This is a genomic window from Nocardia sp. NPDC058658, assembly GCF_042716665.1.
Lineage (GTDB): Bacteria > Actinomycetota > Actinomycetes > Mycobacteriales > Mycobacteriaceae > Nocardia.
In genome coordinates, this window is the sequence record NZ_JBHXRR010000028.1 from 62,426 (window position 1) to 82,220 (window position 19,795).

General features: G+C 67.4%; 19 protein-coding genes. 8 read left to right on the forward strand and 11 right to left on the reverse strand.

All coding sequences use genetic code 11. The annotated features are described in order from the left end of the window. Positions 1-3: 3 nt before the first annotated feature. Positions 4-270 (reverse strand): type B 50S ribosomal protein L31, encoded by a 267-nt coding sequence (locus ACFWUP_RS28015; RefSeq protein ID WP_379238962.1) that lies wholly within the window; start codon positions 268-270, stop codon positions 4-6. Then, complete coding sequence (gene mrf, locus ACFWUP_RS28020; RefSeq protein WP_379238963.1) at positions 267-1,565, reverse strand: ribosome hibernation factor-recruiting GTPase MRF; 1,299 nt, start codon at positions 1,563-1,565, stop codon at positions 267-269. Before mrf ends, ACFWUP_RS28015 begins: the two co-directional genes overlap by 4 nt. A gap of 103 nt (positions 1,566-1,668) precedes the next feature. Here mrf and rpmB point away from each other — a divergent pair, with 103 nt between their 5' ends. From rpmB to rpsR, 4 genes are all read left to right on the forward strand, one after another. Continuing rightward, entirely contained in the window at positions 1,669-1,905 is a 237-nt protein-coding gene (gene rpmB, locus ACFWUP_RS28025) for a 50S ribosomal protein L28 (RefSeq protein WP_379238964.1), read from the forward strand. A gap of 9 nt (positions 1,906-1,914) precedes the next feature. Beyond that, entirely contained in the window at positions 1,915-2,085 is a 171-nt protein-coding gene (gene rpmG, locus ACFWUP_RS28030) for a 50S ribosomal protein L33 (RefSeq protein WP_379238965.1), read from the forward strand. A gap of 72 nt (positions 2,086-2,157) precedes the next feature. Then, a complete protein-coding gene (gene rpsN, locus ACFWUP_RS28035; RefSeq protein WP_379238966.1) occupies positions 2,158-2,463 on the forward strand; it encodes a 30S ribosomal protein S14 in 306 nt (101 codons plus the stop codon). A 27-nt stretch (positions 2,464-2,490) separates the two neighbouring features. Then, positions 2,491-2,748, forward strand: a complete 258-nt coding sequence (gene rpsR / locus ACFWUP_RS28040) for a 30S ribosomal protein S18 (protein WP_379238967.1) — start codon at positions 2,491-2,493, stop codon at positions 2,746-2,748. 54 nt (positions 2,749-2,802) lie between these two features. Here the strand turns inward: rpsR and ACFWUP_RS28045 are convergent, their stop codons facing one another. Further along, the gene (locus ACFWUP_RS28045; protein WP_379238968.1) at positions 2,803-3,360 is read right to left on the reverse strand and encodes a LysM peptidoglycan-binding domain-containing protein; all 558 of its coding nucleotides are present in this window, start codon (positions 3,358-3,360) and stop codon (positions 2,803-2,805) included. Positions 3,361-3,529: 169 nt separating this feature from the next. On the opposite strand from ACFWUP_RS28045, the gene ACFWUP_RS28050 reads away from it, so the two are divergent. Continuing rightward, complete coding sequence (locus tag ACFWUP_RS28050) at positions 3,530-3,967, forward strand: hypothetical protein (protein WP_379238969.1); 438 nt, start codon at positions 3,530-3,532, stop codon at positions 3,965-3,967. 56 nt (positions 3,968-4,023) lie between these two features. Here the strand turns inward: ACFWUP_RS28050 and purH are convergent, their stop codons facing one another. The 6 genes from purH to sucC form a co-directional block, all read right to left on the reverse strand. Continuing rightward, a complete protein-coding gene (purH, locus tag ACFWUP_RS28055; RefSeq protein WP_379238970.1) occupies positions 4,024-5,589 on the reverse strand; it encodes a bifunctional phosphoribosylaminoimidazolecarboxamide formyltransferase/IMP cyclohydrolase in 1,566 nt (521 codons plus the stop codon). Then, entirely contained in the window at positions 5,582-6,262 is a 681-nt protein-coding gene (gene purN / locus ACFWUP_RS28060; protein ID WP_379238987.1) for a phosphoribosylglycinamide formyltransferase, read from the reverse strand. The genes purH and purN overlap by 8 nt, the downstream gene beginning before the upstream one ends. A gap of 36 nt (positions 6,263-6,298) precedes the next feature. Then, entirely contained in the window at positions 6,299-7,795 is a 1,497-nt protein-coding gene (locus ACFWUP_RS28065; RefSeq protein WP_379238971.1) for a DUF6350 family protein, read from the reverse strand. A 190-nt stretch (positions 7,796-7,985) separates the two neighbouring features. After that, on the reverse strand, positions 7,986-9,032 hold the full coding sequence (locus ACFWUP_RS28070) for a DUF5336 domain-containing protein (RefSeq protein WP_379238972.1): 1,047 nt from the start codon (positions 9,030-9,032) through the stop codon (positions 7,986-7,988). Between the two features lie 207 nt (positions 9,033-9,239). Then, the gene (sucD, locus tag ACFWUP_RS28075) at positions 9,240-10,157 is read right to left on the reverse strand and encodes a succinate--CoA ligase subunit alpha (protein ID WP_379238973.1); all 918 of its coding nucleotides are present in this window, start codon (positions 10,155-10,157) and stop codon (positions 9,240-9,242) included. 11 nt (positions 10,158-10,168) lie between these two features. Then, a complete protein-coding gene (sucC, locus tag ACFWUP_RS28080) occupies positions 10,169-11,338 on the reverse strand; it encodes an ADP-forming succinate--CoA ligase subunit beta (protein WP_379238974.1) in 1,170 nt (389 codons plus the stop codon). Between the two features lie 520 nt (positions 11,339-11,858). Here sucC and ACFWUP_RS28085 point away from each other — a divergent pair. Continuing rightward, entirely contained in the window at positions 11,859-12,908 is a 1,050-nt protein-coding gene (locus ACFWUP_RS28085; protein WP_379238975.1) for a M23 family metallopeptidase, read from the forward strand. A 197-nt stretch (positions 12,909-13,105) separates the two neighbouring features. Beyond that, positions 13,106-14,485 carry a DUF1731 domain-containing protein gene (locus tag ACFWUP_RS28090; protein ID WP_379238976.1) on the forward strand — a complete coding sequence of 460 codons (1,380 nt, stop codon included), beginning with the start codon at positions 13,106-13,108 and terminating at the stop codon, positions 14,483-14,485. A 368-nt stretch (positions 14,486-14,853) separates the two neighbouring features. Here ACFWUP_RS28090 and ACFWUP_RS28095 read toward each other — a convergent pair whose 3' ends face one another. Further along, the gene (locus ACFWUP_RS28095; RefSeq protein WP_379238977.1) at positions 14,854-17,406 is read right to left on the reverse strand and encodes a UvrD-helicase domain-containing protein; all 2,553 of its coding nucleotides are present in this window, start codon (positions 17,404-17,406) and stop codon (positions 14,854-14,856) included. Positions 17,407-17,786: 380 nt separating this feature from the next. Here ACFWUP_RS28095 and ACFWUP_RS28100 point away from each other — a divergent pair, with 380 nt between their 5' ends. Further along, the gene (locus tag ACFWUP_RS28100; protein WP_056816138.1) at positions 17,787-18,080 is read left to right on the forward strand and encodes a chorismate mutase; all 294 of its coding nucleotides are present in this window, start codon (positions 17,787-17,789) and stop codon (positions 18,078-18,080) included. Positions 18,081-18,174: 94 nt separating this feature from the next. Here the strand turns inward: ACFWUP_RS28100 and ACFWUP_RS28105 are convergent, their stop codons facing one another. Then, complete coding sequence (locus ACFWUP_RS28105; protein ID WP_379238978.1) at positions 18,175-19,632, reverse strand: NAD-dependent succinate-semialdehyde dehydrogenase; 1,458 nt, start codon at positions 19,630-19,632, stop codon at positions 18,175-18,177. Between the last annotated feature and the right edge of the window lie 163 nt (positions 19,633-19,795).

Genomic DNA, 19,795 nt, shown 5'->3' on the forward strand with positions numbered 1-19,795 from the left:
GACTCAGCCCTCCTGTCCTGCGCGCGAGCGCTTTCCGTACTTGCGCTCGAACTTCTCGACCCGGCCCTGGGTGTCGAGGTTGCGGGCGGTGCCCGTCCAGAACGGGTGCGAATCCGAGGTCACGTCGACCACCATCAACGGGTAGGTGTTCCCGTCGGTCCATTCGATCGTCTGACCGCTGGTCGCGGTCGACCTGGTCAGGAACTGCTTGCCGGTGTTCGCGTCCTCGAACACGACCGGGTGGTAATCGGGGTGGATGCCCGCTTTCATACCGCTTCTCCTCTCGGATTGGTGCGCTCGCTCGCCGAAGCCGTGGCCTCGGTGGGGTCGGCGCAGGGTTCTTCGTGCCAGTCGCCGAAGGGGTCCGCCCACAACGCGACTCGTTCGGGGGCCCGGTCGACCAGCAGCAGCTCGTCGTCCTCGACCAGCGCCCAGTGCAGGGCGTGGCGGATCTCGGCGGGGTCGGCGTCGTGGGCCAGGATCACCAGCGACACATCGCGATCGCCGAACCGCTCGTCCCAGCCCAGCGCGGCCATCACCCGCCGGTCCGGGTTCGCTTCGGCCTGTTCCTCGGCGCTCATCGCCGCCAGCCAGCGACCGGCGCCGCCGACCCGCAGGCCACCGCCCGCCGACTCGAGCCACACCACATGGTCGGGTTGGGTCGCCAGCCAGACGCGCCCGCGCGCGGTGACGACGCCGTCGAGCAGCACATCAAGGGCTTCGTGCAACCGCTCGGGATGGAACGGTCTGCGCGCGGCGAATTCGACGATCGAGACGCCGCAGTCGGTGCTCAGCGGCGGCTGACCGCGCAGCAGCGGGGCGTGCGCGTCGAAGATCCGGCCGCGGCGCGAGTCGGCGGGCACGCGGGTGAGCAGGGCGCCGATCTCGAGCGCGTCGAAGCCGGAGAGGTCGGCGAGCCAGGCGACGGGCGCACCGGGCGCGAGCCGATCCAGCACCGCCCCGAGACGGTCGAGCGCCTCCGCGCCCTCGGTGCGGACCACCAGCGCGTCGGCGAAGTCGACCTGTCCGACCGCCACCTGGGCGACCGTCCGCTCGTCGTCCGCCGAGGCGAGCCCGCGATCGGCCAGCACCTCGTCACTGGTGGCGTCCTCGAGCCACTGCGCCCCGTCCAGGCAGGTCAGCACGGCCTCGATGCGCACGGTGCGTCCGGCGGGCCCGTCGACGCGATCGGCCACCCCGGTGACCACAACATGCTCGATCGCCTGGCACAGCGCCTCGGCCTCGATGCCGGGATCCAGCGCGAGCACGATCCGCTTGACGTGCTCACGGGTGGCGAGCTTGCACAGCATCGGCAACAGATCCGCGCGCAGCGTGCACGACACGCACCCGTGCGCCAGTTCGAGCACCGTGGTGGTGACGTTGCCCGCGGTGCGCACCGTGCGGCGCACCACGCCTTCGCGCAGTTCGGCGAGATCGTGGTGTACCACCACGGTGCCCGCGTCCTCGCTCAGCGTGGCGGCGAGGTGTTCGACACCGCCCATGGCAGGTCCGGAGAAGCCGGCCAGCAGCACCACGGGCGTTCTCCGGTCGGTCTGGTCCAGCACCCGAAACCCCTTTCGACAATGATTTTCATTTACCTCACGGCGACTGTACAGTGCGGAATAATCGTTGTCGAAAATGGTTGTCATAACCATGGAAGGAGGTCGCATGTCGGCCCACTGCCAGGTCACCGGTCGCAAGCCCGGCTTCGGAAAAGCCGTCTCGCACTCGCACCGGCGCACCAACCGACGCTGGAATCCCAACATCCAGCACAAGACCTACTACCTGCCCAGCGAGGGCCGCCGCGTCACGCTGACGGTCTCCGCCAAGGGCATCAAGACCATCGACCGCGACGGGATCGAGGCTGTTGTGGCCCGCATCCGCGCCCGCGGCGACAAGATCTAGGAGCTTTGAATGGCCTCGAAGTCGACCGATATCCGGCCGATCGTCAAGCTGAAGTCCACCGCGGACACCGGCTTCACCTACGTCACCCGCAAGAACCGCCGCAACGACCCCGACCGGCTGGTCCTGCGCAAATACGACCCCGTCGTGCGCAAGCATGTCGATTTCCGCGAGGAGCGCTGACGCTCCCTGAGCTCAGGGCCGAAAGCGGCAGCAAAGCGTAACCATGTAGGCCCGTGAAGGGAGCCAATAGATATGGCCAAGAAGTCGAAGATCGCCCGCAACGAGCAGCGGCGCGTGATCGTCGAGCGGTTCGCGGCCCGGCGCACCGAGCTCAAGGAGCTCATCCGCAAGCCGAGCACCAGCGAGACCGAGCGCGCCGCCGCCCAGCTCGAACTGCGCAATCAGCCGCGCGATGCCAGTCCGGTACGCTTGCGGAATCGGGACGCTGCCGATGGTCGCCCCCGCGGCTACCTTCGAAAGTTCGGCCTCTCCCGGATTCGTGTGCGCGAGATGGCCCACCGGGGCGAGCTCCCCGGGGTCCACAAATCGAGCTGGTAGAGACACCCTCGTGAGAAGGAATATCCCATGGCTGTGAAGCGAGCACCGTCCAAGAAGGCACGCGCCGACCAGGGGCGCAAGCCGAAGAAGAACCCGTTGACCGCCGCAGGTATCGAGCACGTCGACTACAAAGACGTCAATCTGCTGCGCACCTTCATCTCCGATCGCGGCAAGATCCGTAGCCGCCGCGTCACCGGCCTGACCCCGCAGCAACAGCGTCAGGTCGCGGTGGCGGTGAAGAACGCGCGCGAGATGGCGTTGCTACCGTTCACCACCACCAAGTAAGACAGACGAAAGTGGCCCCGAAGCTGTTGCCTCGGGGCCACTTTCGTGTGTGTTTTACGGGATGGTCAGAACCTGACCCTCGTTGATGAGGTCCGGGTTGTCGATACCGGAGGCCGCGGCGATCTCCTGGTAACGGTTGCCGTCGCCGTAGAAGCGCTCCGAGATGGCCCACAGGGTGTCGCCCGACTCGACCGTGTAGGTCTGCGCGGCAGGCGGCGGCGCGACCTCTTCGGCGATCGGGGCGGCGGCGACCGGCTCCGGAGCGGGCAGCGGATTGTCGGTGGCAGTGGCGGTCGTCCACGCGACCGAACCGTCGGTGCCGTAGAGCACCACGTTGCGGTCGGACTGCACGACCAGCTTCTCGACGTTCTTGCCGCTGGTGTCGGTCGCCCACACGCGCTGGCCGCCACCGTTGTAGACGACGAAATCGCCGTCGTGCTGCAGGGCCGCGCGCTGCGCGTCCTGCCCGTGCGTCATCGCGGCCCACACGACGTTGCCGTCGGGCTCGCTCAGCACCAGGTTGCCGTCCGGCTGCAGAGTCAGGGTGTACGCACCACCGGTGAGGGACTGCCCCAGTCCCAGTTCTTCGCCTACGCGCAGCGTGTCGGCCACGTTGTTCCTTTCGAAGATCGCCAATTTTTTAGCCAAGCAGACGATGCCGACCGATTGCCCGAGTGTCGCATCGCAGCCGAATGTAGTCCTCACCGGCGGCGAATGGAGGGGTTATGCGCAGGGTTCGCGGAAAGTTCACGGCCGCGCCGCGCGGTCTAGGGTCGACACCATGAGAACGATGTCGCGCTACACCCTCGCTGCGGCAGCCGTGGCCGTACTGATGGCACCTTTGGCCGGCTGTGCGTCCTCGGATGAGCCTGCGTACCAACCGCTTCCGACCAACATCCGCCCCGAGGACTCGAATCCGCCCATCGGACAGCCGCTCACCGCCGATCCGACACTGGTCAACCCGCACCCGATCCCCTTCACATCGTGGAATCGGCTGGGCGAGAACAAGATCGGCGTCAATTTCGAAACCGGGAACCCGCAGTGCTACGCCGTGGACGCCACCGTCACCGAAACCGCGGAGACGGTCACCGTGGCCTTGCGCTCCGGTACCCGAGCGGACTCGGTGAACAAGATGTGCACCATGAACATGGTCCTCGGCACCCTCGAGATCCCCCTGAGCTCCCCACTGGGCGATCGCAAGATAGTCGACGCCGCATAGACGAAAACAGGTGCCGCACCGAGTGATTCGGCGCGGCACCCGTTTCGGGCTTCGACTCAGTGCGCGAAGTGGCGGGCACCCGTCAGGTACAGGGTGACGCCGGCTTCCTTGCAGAGTTCGATGGTGTCCTTGTCGCGGATCGAACCGCCGGGCTGCACGATCGCGCGCACGCCCGCGGCCACCAGGATCTCCGGCCCGTCCGAGAACGGGAAGAAGGCGTCGGAGGCGGCAACGGAGCCCTTGGCCCGCTCCCCCGCGCGCTCGACGGCGAGCTTGCAGGAGTCCACGCGGTTGACCTGGCCCATGCCGACACCGACCGCGGCGCCGTCCTCGGCGAGCAGGATCGCGTTCGACTTCACCGAACGGCATGCACGCCAAGCGAATTCGAGGTCGGCGAGAGTGGTGACGTCGGCCGGGTCGCCTGCGGCGAGGGTCCAGTTGACCGGGTCGTCGCCCGCGGCGTCGAGCACATCGCGGTCCTGCAGCAGCGCACCGCCGCTGATCGGCCGCAGCTCCACACCCTTGCGCTGCGGCGCCTCGGCCACCAGCACGCGCACATTCTTCTTGCGCTGCAACACTTCCACCGCACCGGGCGCGTAGCCGGGCGCGATGATGACCTCGGTGAAGATCTCGGCGACCTGCTCGGCCATCTCGACGCTGACCTCACGGTTGGCCGCGATCACGCCACCGTAGGCGCTGACCGGGTCGGTGGCGTGCGCCTTGCGGTGTGCCTCGGCGATATCGGCGCCCACGGCGATGCCACACGGGTTGGCGTGCTTGATCACCGCGACAGCGGGCTCGTCGAAGTCGAACGCGGCGCGCCAGGCGGCGTCACCGTCGGTGTAGTTGTTGTACGACATCTCCTTGCCGTGCAACTGCTTCGCCTGCGCGATGCCGACCGTGCCGTCGTTGCTGGTGTACAGCGCGGCGGCCTGGTGCGGGTTCTCGCCGTAGCGCAGCACCGCGGCGCGCTCCCACGAACCGGCCACCCAGCCGGGGAACTGCTCGGTCTCCTCGGCCACGGCGGGCACGGCCACCGAGCCCATCCAGCTCGCGACGGCCACGTCGTAGCTCGCGGTGTGCTGGAAGGCCTTGGCGGCCAGCGCGGTCCGCTCGGCGAGGGTGAACCCGCCGGACTTCACCGCGGCGAGCACGTCGTCGTAATCGGTGACGTCGACGACCACGCCGACCGAGGGGTGGTTCTTCGCCGCGGCACGCACCATCGACGGTCCGCCGATGTCGATCTGCTCGACGCACTCGTCCACGCTCGCGCCGCTGGCCACGGTCTGGGTGAACGGGTACAGGTTCACCACCACCAGCTGGAACGCCTCGACGCCCAGCTCGACCAGCTGATCGACGTGCTCGGCGCGCCGGGTGTCGGCCAGGATGCCTGCGTGCACGCGGGGGTGCAGCGTCTTGACGCGGCCGTCGAGGGTCTCCGGGAACCCGGTCAGGTCCTCGACCTTGGTGACCGGAATCCCGGCCTCGGCGATCTTGCCCGCGGTCGACCCGGTCGACACCAGCTCCACACCGGCGGCGTGCAGCCCGGTGGCGAGCTCGATCAGCCCGGTCTTGTCGTAGACGCTCACCAGCGCCCTCTTGATCGCCTTACGTTCACTCACCGGCGTGCTCGCTCACTGGTATTTCTGCCTTTCGTCCGTCGGAGACAATGCCGCGCGTCGCGACGGCGGCGATGACCTGCGCCAGTAACCGTCGCTCGACAACCTTGATGCGTTCGTGCAGGGCGTCCTCGTCGTCGCCGGGCAGCACGTCGACCGCCTCCTGCGCGAGGATGGGACCGGTATCGACGCCGCCGTCGACCAGGTGCACGGTGGTGCCGGTGACCTTGGCGCCGTAGGCGAGCGCGTCACGCACACCGTGCGCGCCGGGGAACGCGGGCAGCAGCGCGGGATGGGTGTTGATGAACCGGCCACCGAAGCGCTCGAGGAACGCGGGGCCGACGATCTTCATGAAGCCGGCGGAGACGACCAGATCGGGCGCGAAGGCGTCGACGGCCTCGGTCAGCGCGAGATCCCAGGAGGCACGGTCGGGGAAGTCTTTGACCGCGACGCGGAAGTGTTCGACACCGGCGGTTTCGGCGTGCTCGGTGGCCTGACACACCCGGTCGACGCCGACGGCGACGATCTTCGCCGGGTAGCCGGGCTCGCGGGTGGCGGCCAGCAGGGCGTTGAGCAGCGAGCCGGTGCCCGAGGCCAGTACGACGACGGTGGCCGGGGTCGCGGCGGGCTTCCACGGGGCAAACGAGGACGTCAGCGCTCTACTCCTGCGTGTGATCGGGCGGCGGCGGGGGCGAGGATCGCCGGGTCGAGCTTAGCGACCGGGGGTCTTGTCCTCGTCCGGCAGGTCCGACTCGACCACTTCCACGTCGACGATGTCGTCGGCGGGCTCGTCGGTCGAGCCCGGTGCGGCGATGCTCACTTCGAGCTCGTCGTCGAAGTCCTCGACCAGTTCACCGTCGACTTCGACTGCGGGATCGTCGTATTCGACGGGGTCCGCGTCGTCGGCGGGGTCCTCGTCCTCGTAGTCGTCATCGTCGTAGTAGTCGTCGTCCTCGTACTCGTCGTACTCGTCGTAGTCCTCGGCGGGCGCGGTCGGCGTCAGGAAGCGGCGGGCGAACGTCATGCCGACGAAGCCGCCGAACCCGAACCAGGTCACCATCAGCACGACCAGCATCAGCAGATCGACGCCGACCCACCCGACCGCACCGAGCTGACCGCTGCCGAGGATCGCGAGCAGCAGGAACGTCAGCGTGGACAGCGCGGCGCAGGTGAGGGTCGCCCACGGTGCGCCGGGCCGATCCTCGCTGGTGCGACCGAGTTCGACCCCGCCGAGCACGCCGACGGCGAGCGGGACCAGCAGCAGCCCGATCCACCACGACGACGCGGGCCCTTCCGGCACCGGGATCAGCGCGGGCAGCACCGGCATGTGTCCGCCGGTCACGCCGAACAGCCCGACCGATCCGGCCCCGAACAGCACGGCGGCCCCGCTGAGGATCCCGGCCGCGCCGATCACCACATTCGGCAGGTAGAGCAGCGACAGCACGGTCATGCCCAGCACATCGATGCCGTTGTGCGCCTGCCGGAACGCGTCGTCGAGCCGGGACAGGTGCACGAAGAACGAGATCACGGTGGCCAGCGCGGCACAGCCGAGCATCCGCAGCACGGTGCGCCGCGCGGCGCGGGCGCCGAGGACCGCCCACTCCGGGATCTCGATCGGAACGAGCGCGCACAACGAACTCCACGCCCGACTCGCGATCCCGGCGGCGGCCGCACCCAGATACAGCACGAGCACCCAGCCGAACGCCGAGATCGGGCCGGGTGAGGCGAGGGGGATGACGCCAGAGGCATCACCGGTGACGGCGAGGCAGACGGCTGTCATCAACATCGGACCGACCACCACCGCACCGGTCAACCAGCCCAGTTCGACAGGCGTCGGCCGCTTCGGGACGGCACGCGCGCATTCACGGGCGGCCACCCAGACCAGCACGGCCGTCGGTACCAGCGGGAGCAGGCCCAGCGTCGTTTTGCCGACGGTGAGCGGAACCTGGTGTGCGGCAAGCCAAGTCGCGGCCACCGCGGCGGGCGCGCTGGTGAGATCGGTGCCGGTGGTGAGCATGACCACGAGCACGAGCAGCACCGTGGCCGTCATGGCGGTGATCGTCGGCCGCGCCGCGACCAGCAGCAGGGTCCGGGCCCGCTCGGGCGAGAGTGACCACCAACCGGGCTCTGGCCCGGCCGGTGCGACGACGGTCTCCCCGGTGCCGCGTGACCCGGAGGTCCGGCGCACGAGGGAGTTACGGGAGCTCATGACGATTCAGCGTGGCAGCTTCCCCGGCAGCCGCGGGTCAGGCGCGCCGCGAGCCCACAGGCGTACCTGTGGGCTCGCGATCGAACCATAACCACCATGCGGCAGGCCGTATCCATTCGGCATGTTCGGGCGCCCTGCGTGGTCACGCTTCGCTTGCGTGTTCCAGCGCTGACCGACCATGCCGGCGGTCTTACTTGTTGTCTTCGTTCGGGCGGAACGCCGTAGTGGCATCAGCCGCCGGATCGGCGGTCTGCTCGCCACCGAACGGCTGCGGCTGACCCGGAGACGACGGCTGCGCGCCACCGTAGGTCGGCGCACCGAACGGCTGCTGGCCCGGCTGGCCGGACTGCTGCCCGCCGAAGGTCTGCGTCGCGCTCTCGTCGGGACGCGGCTGTGCCTGCGGCGCCGCACCGTACGGCGACGGCTGCTGGCCCTGCGGGGCACCGTACTGCTGGCCGTACGGCGACTGCTGGCCCGGCTGACCGTAGGACTGCTGCCCCGGCTGACCATAGGACGGCTGCTGCGCCTGCGGCATCGACGGCGAACTCTGCTGGCCGTACGGCGACGGCGACTGCGTCGGGTACTGCCCACCGGTCTGTGCCTGGCCGTAGCCGGGCTGACCGTAGGACTGCTGGCCCGCACTCTGGCCGTAGCCCTGCTGTCCGTAACCCTGCTGACCGTACTGGCCGCCGTACTGACCCGGCTGCTGTTGCGGCTGAGCCGGTTTCGGTGCGGGCGCCTTGATGATCCCGAGCCCGAACAGCAGCGCCAGCACCAACAGCACTGCGACGATGAACGAGAACGCGGTGACGACGAACGCGCCCCACTGCAGTTCCACGCCTTCGCCTGCGCTGATCAGCGACACGACGACGCCGAGGAACGACGCCACCGCGAGCGCCACGGCGACACCGAGGGTGTTCTGCTTGGGCAGCAACGACAGCCCGGCCAGCAGGGCCGCGGCCAGGACGAGCGTCGCGAGCGCGCCACTGTTGGACTCGAACATGCTGCCGGTGGACGTCTCACGGCCGAGGCTGATTCCGACGTACGGCGCGAAGCCGAGGAAGAAGGTTACGACGCCGAGTCCGGCGGCGGCCGCGGTCAGAATGAACGGCAGCCCTTTGCCTTCCGAACCTTCCGCGGTCGATGGCGAAGCCGCGGCGGCTCCGGTGCTCGGGCCCTGAGGCGCGGCGGACGTCGCGGGTGTGTTGTACCCGGAGCCCCCGGTCGGGTATGACATGTCTCGTCGTCTCCTTGTCGAGTCGTGCACATCGATCGCGTCGAACTTCTCTGGTGTGGTGATCCGATACCTGACGCTACTGCACGCCACGCCGCCGGTCATCACCTACCGATCCAGCCTGTGGATAAACCACGTGCCTGTGGATAGATCGACGAAGGCCGCCCAGGTTAAACCTGAAGGCGGCCTTCGACAGTGTGAGATATCAGATCACGCAGAAGCGATGGAAGCCTTCTCGAGGATCTCGCGAGCGAGCGCGGCGGTGGCGGACGGCGTCTTGCCGACCTTCACACCAGCGGCTTCGAGCGCGTCCTGCTTGGCCTGCGCGGTGCCACCACCGGAGGAGACGATGGCGCCCGCGTGGCCCATGGTCTTGCCCTCGGGCGCGGTGAAACCGGCGACGTAGCCGACGACCGGCTTGGTCACGTTGGCCTTGATGTAGGCCGCGGCACGCTCTTCGGCGTCGCCACCGATCTCGCCGATCATGACGATGATCTTGGTCTCGGGGTCCTTCTCGAACGCCTCGATGGCGTCGATGTGGGTGGTGCCGATGACCGGGTCGCCGCCGATGCCGATCGCGGTCGAGAAACCGAAATCGCGCAGCTCGTACATCATCTGGTAGGTCAGCGTGCCCGACTTCGACACCAGGCCGATCGGGCCCTTACCGGTGATGTTGTTCGGGGTGATGCCGACCAGCGCCTCGCCCGGGGTGATGATGCCGGGGCAGTTCGGGCCGATGATGCGGGTCTTCTCGCCCTTTTCGACGTTGTAGGCCCACGCGTAAGCGGAGTCCTGCACCGGGATGCCCTCGGTGATGACCACGAGCAGCGGGATCTCCGCGTCGATGGCCTCGATGATGGCGTCCTTCGAGAAGGCCGGGGGCACAAAGGCGATCGAGGTGTCGGCGCCGGTCTTCTCCATCGCCTCGGCGACGGAAGCGAACACGGGCAGCTCGACTTCGTTGCCGTCTTTGTCGGTGTGCTTGACCGTGGTGCCGGCCTTGCGCGCGTTCACGCCGCCGACGACGTTGGTGCCCGCCTTCAGCATCAGCGCGGTGTGCTTGGTGCCCTCGCCGCCGGTGATGCCCTGGACGATGACCTTGTTGTCCTTGTTCAGGAAGATGGACATGTTCGCGTTCCTTACTTGGCGCTGAAGGCGAGTTCGGCGGCCTTGTCGGCGCCCTCGTCCATGGTCTGGGCCAGCGTCACCAGCGGGTGGTTGGCCTCGGCGAGGATGCGGCGACCCTCTTCGACGTTGTTGCCGTCCAGGCGGACGACCAGCGGCTTGGTGGCCGCGGCACCGAGCACCTCGAGCGCGCCGACGATGCCGTTGGCGACCGCGTCACAGGCGGTGATGCCACCGAAGACGTTGACGAAAACGCTCTTGACCTGCGCGTCACCCAGGATGACGTCCAGACCCGCAGCCATCACGGAAGCCGAAGCGCCGCCGCCGATGTCGAGGAAGTTGGCCGGCTTCACGCCGCCGTGGTTCTCGCCCGCGTAGGCGACGACGTCCAGGGTCGACATGACCAGACCGGCACCGTTGCCGATGATGCCGACCTCACCGTCGAGCTTGACGTAGTTGAGGTCGTTCTCCTTGGCCTTGAGCTCCAGGGGATCGGTCGCGTCGACGTCGGCGAACTCGATGTGGTCGGGATGCCGGTACTCGGCGTTCTCGTCCAGGGTGACCTTGCCGTCGAGGGCGAGGATCTCGTCGTTGGGGGTGCGCACCAGCGGGTTGACCTCGACCAGGGTGGTGTCCTCGTTGACGAAGACCTCCCACAGCTTCTGGATGGTCACGGCCGCGGCGTCGAGCACGTCGGCGGGCAGGTGGCCCTTCTCCGCGATCTCACGGGCGAAGGCCAGGTCGACACCCTTGACGGCGTCGACGGCGATCTTGGCGAGGCGCTCGGGAGTCTTCTCCGCGACCTCTTCGATCTCCATGCCGCCCTCGACCGAACACATGGCCAGGTAGGTGCGGTTGGAGCGGTCGAGCAGGAAGGAGATGTAGTACTCCTCCGCGATGTCCTTGGCCTCGGCGACCAGGAGCTTCTTGACGATGTGGCCCTTGATGTCCAGGCCGAGGATGTTCTGCGCGTGGGTGAACGCGTCTTCGGGGGTGGCTGCGTACTTCACGCCGCCGGCCTTGCCGCGGCCGCCCACCTTGACCTGCGCCTTGACCATCACGGGCTTGCCGATTTCCTCGGCAATGGCGCGTGCTTCTTCAGCCGTGTCGCAAACACGACCCTCGGACGAAGGCACTCCGTGCTTAACGAAGAGCTCCTTCGCCTGATATTCGAAGAGATCCATGTACTCACCGTCTCGTCTGCGTTGCTATGACAACGTCTTTGTTGGAGGACCGACAGGCCGTAGCGACTGCTTGCAGGTCGCTCGAAATGGTCAGCATGCGGGTCGGTCGGACTGTAACTAGTCACGGGGAGGGCTAAACGACCACGTTCATAGTAAGTGGCGCAGGTCACGACCGTTTACGGGAGGTCGGAAAAACCGCTGGCCAAGGCTACTGGCGAGTAGTTTTGTGGCGTTTTCCAACGCCTTGCCAGGTCGGGCCACCTAAAGCACGAACACCCCGCCATCTACTACGTTATGTCGTGGACGAACCTCACCCGAGATGCCGGAAAACGGTGAGATATTCCGTCGCGTTACGGTGACGAATGTCACACAGAGGTGTACGTTTCCGGCCAGCGCTTGCCACTCTGCAATCGCTTCGTTACCGTCAATGCGGTCGAAGTCACAACCAGGTCACGACAACCAGGTCACGACTGGCAAGTCAGGACTGAGGAGGACGACATAGCGTGAGGTACTTCATCCGATGAACCACCGCTCCACCCTTCCAGTCGAAAATCGCACCCCCTCCGGGCATCGTTACCGGCATGCCGACGACTACACGTCGCATACGGAAGCCCGTCGAGTCCCGGCCGCACCCCAGGGCGCATGGCCGCAGACCGATGACGTGTGGCACAACCAGACCACCTGGTCCGGCGACGCCGCCTGGACGCCCGCCGAAGACGAATGGACCGCGGACGAGTCCTACGACACCGGCACCTACAGCACCGACTGGGCGCCCGCGACGGCCGACGAGACCACCGCCGAAGAACGCCCCGCGACCCGCCGCGCCGAACGTCGTGGTGGCGCGCACCGCGTCCCCGCTCCGCCCGCCGCACTGAAGGGCCGCGCCGCGGTCATCGCCGTCGCCGCCGGTGCTGTGGTCGCCGCCGGTCAGGCCGCCATGGCCGATCCGGGCCAGCCCGCCTCCGGCATCGATTACGAGGCAGCGGGCCAGGTCCACGAGATCGCCGCCCAGTCGATGAACACCGCCGAGCTCGACCCCCACACCGGGGCCGCACCGCAGGTGCTCGACGCCACCACCATCGCCGACAAGAACCACTTCGACGACATCCTCGCCAAGGGCGCGAAGTTCGCCGAAGACCTGGCCGCCCAGGAATCCGCCAAGCTGCGGCCCCTGTTCGCCAAGTTCACCTCGGGTAACTACACCTCCGGTTTCGGCGCCCGCTGGGGCGTCCAGCACCTCGGCATCGACGTCGCGGGTCCGATCGGCACCCCGATCTACGCGGTCGCCGACGGCACCATCATCGAAGCGGGCCCGGCCTCCGGTTTCGGCATGTGGGTCCGCGTCCTGCACGACGACGGCACCGTCACCATCTACGGCCACATCGACACCGCGACGGTCTCGCAGGGCGAACGGGTGATGGCGGGCGACCAGATCGCCACCATGGGCAACCGCGGCTTCTCTACCGGCCCGCACGTGCACTTCGAGGTGTGGCTCAACGGCACCGACAAGATCGACCCGGTCCCGTGGCTCGCCACCCGAGGCATCAGCCTGGGCGCCCAGCGCGACTGAACCGCCTCTCCGGGTCTTGAGGCCAGACTCAGGCGCGGAGGAGTTGGGAACGCGGCAAGCTTTGGGGGCGACCTGTGTTTGCTGGTGTCGGTGAGTTACCCATGTTCTTACGTTGATCAGTTGTCGCGTGCGCGAGCTCCCTCTACGTGACCAGCAGCACGCTTCCGCTATGTGGTGTGGCAGGGTTAGCGTTGGTCATGGCTGGTACGACGAAGTACACGCAGTTCATCGGGCTCGCACCGGAATTGGTGTGGGGGGTGCTCGGGGATCTCGAGCAGTGGCCGGAGTGGAATCCCGGGGTGCGGTCGGTGCGGATGCACGGGCCCGTCGCCGTCGGCGCCACCGGCGATTACCTCCCCAACGGAAATCTCTCGGCGCGAATTCACGGGCGGTTCGCGGAACCGTTCACCGTCACCGTGTTCGAGCCCGATCGTGAGCTCACGATCACCCAGCCCGAACCCGCGGGCACCATGCATCTCACCTGGCGGCTGACGCCCCGCGACGGCGGCACCGAGATCACCCAGGAACTCCGCTTCACCGGCCCGTCCGCCGCCGCGGCGCGCACGGTCGTGCGCCCGTTCATCGAAACCGATGCGCGCGTGAACTTCTCACGCCTGGCCCGCCTGGCCGGCCTCGCCCCCACCGACGATGCCCTCAACGTCGTCATCGCAGGCGGCACCGGCGCGCTCGGCCTCCAGATCGCCGCCGACCTGACCTGCCGCGGCCAGCGCGTCACCCTCCTGACCCGCCGCCGCAACCCGAAACTGCCGTTCCGCCAGACCGAATGGGACGGCCGCTCGGTCGGCGCCTGGTCCGCCGAACTGCGCGAACCCGGCCGCCTAGCGGTGATAAACCTGGCAGGCAAGCTGGTCGACTGCCGACCCACCGAACGCAATGTCGCCGAATTACGTTCCAGCCGAGTCGATTCCACTACCGCCCTGGTCGCCGCGGCAGGCCTGCGCGACACCCCCGTCGACTACTGGGTCCAAGCCAGCACCACCGCCATCTGGTCCGACGCAGGCGAAACCCGCTGCACCGAAACAACTCCCCTCCCCGTAGGCCTGCCCCAGATGACCGGCGTAGCCCAACCATGGGAAGAAGCCTTCGACCCCACCCGCGCCGACCACTGGACGATCCTGCGCACCTCCATCGTCCTCGACCCCGATGCCCCCGCCCCCAAACGCCTCGCCCAACTCACCAAAGCAGGCCTAGGCGGCCGCGTAGGCCCCGGCAATCAGTGGTTCAGCTGGATCCACATCGAAGACTGGCTAGCCATAGTCCGAGCCACCCTGGGCCTCGACCCCACCATCAGCCTCCCCAACGGCATCCTGGTCGCCGCCACCGAATTCCCCGTCCGCAACACCGAACTGATGTCCACCCTCCGCCGAACCCTGCACCGCCCCCCATCACCCCCGACCCCCGCAGCAATCCTGAAGGTCGGCGCAATAGCCCTCCGCACAGACCCCGCACTAGGCCTCACCGGCCGCCACGCAACCTCCGAAGTCCTCCATAAAGCAGGCTTCGACTTCAACTACCCCACCCTCGACGAAGCCCTGACCGACCTGTTTCCCCACTGACCACCCACACCGCAAACCCAAACCACCACAACCCCACTCCCACCCACACCGCACACCCCAGATCCACCACAACCCCACTCCCACCCACACCGCACACCCCAGATCCGCCATGACCGCACTCCCAGCCACCACCTGCGACCCCTAGGGAGCAGCGGCCACGAAGTGGCCGGTCGCGGCCGGGTCGCCGGTTAGCCGCCGTTGCGACGCGACGAAGGAGCAAGCAACGGCGGCTAACCGGCGGCCCCTAGGGGCCGCGACTCGAGCGCGCCAGCGCTCCAATAAACACAGCGTCAAACCTCTGGGACAACCCAAACCCCGAAGCTCTGCCCCACAAGCCAGCCCGGGACAACCCAAACCCCGAACTCACCTCACAACTTCACAATCGTCCGACTGAACTGCGGGATCAACCGAATCTTCCCCGCAGACCCGAAGTCGATGGTCACCGTAGCCAACGGCCCCACCCCATCAGCAGCGACAACCCGCCCCAACCCGTACTTGTCATCGGTAACCCGATCCCCCACCGCCAGAACGAGTTCGGTGTTGTTCCGCTTGACAGCCCCACCCGGCGCAGGCCGCCGCTCACCACTCCCCCCACGCACACCCGGCCGCTGATCCCACCCACTCCCACTGGTCCAATCCCGATCGAACCCACTCTCTTCCCCCCGACGCCGCCCCCGCTGCGGCGAAATCACCGGCTCCAACCGCCGCCAATCCAACAAATGCTGCGGAATCTCCTGCAGGAACCGAGATTCCGGATTGGAAACCGGCTGCCCCCACCCGGACCGCACCACAGCGCGCGAAAGATAAAGCCGCTGACGAGCCCGCGTGATCCCCACATAAGCCAGCCGCCGTTCCTCGGCCAACTCGTTCGGATCACCCAGCGCCCGCATGTGCGGGAACTGCCCGTCCTCCCACCCGGTCACGAAAACCACCGGGAACTCCAGCCCCTTGGCCGTGTGCAACGTCATCATCGTGACCACACCCGTGCCCTCGTCCGGGATCTGATCGGTATCGGCGACCAGTGACACCCGCTCGAGGAATGCCGCCAACGAACCGGGCTCCGGCTCACCGTCACCGGCCTCGGGCACGAGGCCTTCCTCCCGCGCCGCCTCGGCATTGTTGAACGCCTCGGAACTGAATTCCCGTGCGACGCTCACCAATTCGTTGAGATTGTCGAGCCGCGCACCGTCCTGTGGATCGTCGGAAGCTTCCAGCTCCGCCCGATATCCGGTCCGATCGAGCACCGCCTCGACCACATTCCCCACATCGGGATAGTCACTGTCGGCCCGCTTACCGGCCACCCGAATCTCGTCGAGCAGATCGAGGAATCCCGCGATGGCCCGCTGCGCACGGGTGTTCAGCAACGCGACCTTCCCGTCGGCCGCATCACGCAGCGCCGCCGCGAACCCGATCCCCCGCTGTTCGGCATGCACCGCCACACACGCCTCGGCCCGATCGCCGATCCCGCGCCGCGGCGTGTTGAGAATGCGGCGCACACTCACCGCGTCCTCGGGATTCTCCAGCACGCGCAGGTACGCCACCACATCGCGCACTTCCTTGCGCTCGTAGAACCGCACCCCGCCGACAACCTTGTACGGCACGCCCATTCGGATGAAGATCTCTTCCAGCGCACGCGAATTGTTGTTGGTGCGATAGAACACCGCCACGTCGCCGTAATTGGCATCGCCGGTGTCGACGAGCCGGTCGATCTCCTTGGCGACGAAAGAGGCTTCGTCGTGTTCGTTGTCGGCGACATAGCCGGTGATCAGTTCACCCTCGCCGGAATCGGTCCACAGCTTCTTCTCGCGCCGGTTCTCGTTGCGCGCGATCACCGCGTTGGCGGCGGACAGGATGTGCTGGGTGGAACGGTAGTTCTGTTCCAGCAGAATGGTTTCCGCGTCGGGGAAGTCGCGTTCGAATTCCTCGATATTGCGAATGGTCGCACCGCGGAACGCGTAGATCGACTGGTCGGCGTCACCGACCACACACAACTCGCTCGGCTCGACGTCCTGCTCTTCGCTGTGATGCCCGACCAGCTCACGCACCAGCACGTACTGGGCGTGGTTGGTGTCCTGGTACTCGTCGACCAGCACGTGCCGGAACCGGCGCCGGTAGTACTCGGCGACCTGCGGGTGGTTCTGCAGCAGGGCGACCGTCTCGCCGATCAGATCGTCGAAGTCCATCGCATTGGCCGAACGCAGGCGCCGCTGGTACTCGGCGTAGACCCGGGCGACCAGCGCGGGCAGTTCGGTGTCGTCGGCTTCGGCATCGGCGGCGGCCTTTTCTGGACCGATCAGTTCGTTCTTCAGATTGGAAATAGCGGTCGACAGCAAACGCGCCGAATACTTCTTCGTATCGATCTCGAAATCGCGGCTGATCATCGTGAGCAACCGGCGAGAATCGTCGGCGTCGTAGATCGAGAAATTCGAATTCAGGCCCGGCAGCAGTGCCGCCTGCATCCGCAGAATGCGCACACAGCTGGAATGGAAGGTCGACACCCACATGCTGGCCGCGCGCGGACCGACCAGCCCCGCGACGCGTTCGCGCATCTCGGCGGCAGCCTTGTTGGTGAAGGTGATGGCCAGGATCTCACCGGTGCGCACCCCACGCGCCGCCAGCAGATAGGCGATCCGGCGGGTGAGCACCGCGGTCTTGCCCGACCCGGCGCCCGCCACGATCAGCAGCGGCGACCCCGCGTGCATCACCGCGGCACGCTGGGGCGGGTTCAGTCCGTCGAGTAGCCGTTCGAGCTCCTCGGCGCGCTGTTGTTCGCGCTCCTGACGGCGCTGCGACTGTTCGGCGCTGTTGCGGGCCGCCGCCTGGGCGAGCGTGGAGGCACCACCGTCCCGTGGCGGTAGCGCGGCGGGCGCCGGTTCGCTGGGTTCGGCTGCTGAGGCGTGGGGAGCGACCGTGATATCCATCGTCTGTCCACGCTACCGGCGGGCACCGACAAGCTGCGAACTGCTCCCGCCAGGATGACCAGGCGACGACCGTTCGGCAAACTACTGGTGAACGCGCACAGCTCCGCGCAGGGGCCACCTGGTGACCGTTCTCAGCGAATTCATAAACGGAACTGTTTTGCCTCCCTACCTACCCGTGGCAGACTGGGCCACATGGTCAGTGCTTCTCCGCATGCCCGGATCGGCCGCCGATCCGATATCGTGACGCGGAGTTCGGCTGATTGCGCACTCCCGGGGGGATCAAGTACTGCCCATCGGGAAAAGTTTCAGGGTGACGGAACAGATCGGGTAACAGGCCGTTCGGTCCGACCGATCCAAGTTCTGACACGAGGAGATGAATGATGAGCACCCCTGCTACGACCACCGGGTCCGATTCGGCCTTGCCGCAATCCGAAGCCGAGATCGACAAGCTTCGCCTCGAGATCGACCAACTCGACGCCACGATCCTCGCCGCGATCAAACGCCGCAGCGAGATCTCCCGGATCATCGGCCGCACCCGGATGGCCTCCGGCGGCACGCGCCTGGTCCACAGCCGTGAGATGAAAGTCCTCGAGCGTTTCAGTGAGCTGGGCCAAGAGGGTCACACCCTCGCCATGCTCCTGCTCCGCCTCGGTCGCGGCCGCCTCGGCCGCTAGGCCACCCACAGACCACGCGGCGGACCAGCCAGTTCGCCGCTACCGAAAAGCCGCCCCGGGTGCAACACCATCCCCGGGGCGGTTATTTTTCGGCTCAGGTCAGGGCGATGTACTTGGTGTTGAGGTATTCCTCGATGCCCTCGGTGCCGCCCTCGCGACCGAAGCCCGATTCCTTCACGCCGCCGAACGGGGCCGCCGGGTCGGAGATGACGCCACGATTGACCCCGACCATGCCACTCTCCATCCCCTCCGCGAGGCGAAGCGCTCGGTCGAGATCCCGGGTGAAGACGTAGCTGACCAGCCCGTATTCGGTGTCGTTGGCGGCCGCGACACCCTCGTCCTCGGTATCGAACGCGACGATCGGGGCAACCGGCCCGAACACTTCCTCCCGCAGAATGCGGGCCGTGGGCGGAACGTCGGCCAGGATCGTGGCCGGGTAGTACCACCCCGTACCACCGGGAGCCTTGCCGCCGATCAGCACGCGCGCGCCCACCGAAACCGCATCGTCGACCAGATCGCTCACGATCTCGCGCTGGTCCTCGCTGACCAGCGGGCCGAGAGTGGTCGAAGGATCGGTGCCCGGCCCCATCACCACGGTGTCGGTCATCGCGGCGACGAACTTCTCGGTGAACTCGGCGACCACCCCCCGCTGCACGTAGAACCGGTTGGCCGCCGTGCACGCTTCGCCGCCGTTGCGCAGCTTCGCCTGCATCGCCCCGGCCACCGCGGCGTCGATATCGGCATCGTCGAACACGACGAACGGCGCGTTGCCACCCAGCTCCATGGACGTCCGCAGCAACCGGTTGGCGGACGCCGCAACGAGTTTCTTGCCGACTTCGGTCGAGCCGGTGAAGGTGAGTTTGCGCAGCCGCGGATCGTCGATCAGCGGACCGGTGACAGCCCCGGAACGCTGCGTCGTGACCACCGACAGCACCCCGTCCGGCAGCCCCGCCTCACTGCACAGCTTGGCCAGCGCCAACATGGTCAACGGCGTCGCCGAGGCAGGTTTGACGATCATCGTGCACCCCGCCGCCAGCGCCGGCCCGATCTTGCGCGTCCCCATGGCCAGCGGGAAATTCCACGGCGTGATCGCCAGACACGGCCCCACCGGCTGCTTGGCAACCATGATCCGCCCTGTCCCCGACGGCGCGTTCAGATACCGCCCATGAATCCGCACCGCCTCCTCACTGTTCCACCGAAAGAACTCGGCCCCGTACCGCACCTCATTGCGACTCTCCGACAACGCCTTGCCCATTTCCAGCGTCATCAACAGCGCGAACTCCTCCGCCCGCGCGGTGAGCTCCTCGAACACCGCCCGCAGAATCTCCCCCCGCGCCCGCGCCGGCGTCGCGGCCCACGCCGCCCCCGCCGCGACAGCCGCATCCAAGGCCCGCATCGCATCCTCGGGAGTCGCATCAGCAACCTGCGCGATCACCGCCCCATCCGCCGGATTCCGCACATCGAAAGTCCCACCCCCACTGGCCTCGACAGGCCCGGACCCGATCCACAAACCCTTGGGTACGAATTCGAGTACTTCGCGCTCAGACACCATGCCCCCACCCTAGGCCCGCCACACCACCCACCGAAGAAGAAACATGACCGCACTCCCACCCACCGCACTCCCGACCCCTAGGGAGGGACGGCCACGAAGTGGCCGGTCGCGGCCGGGTCGCCGGTTAGCCGCCGTTGCGACGCGACGAAGGAGCAAGCAACGG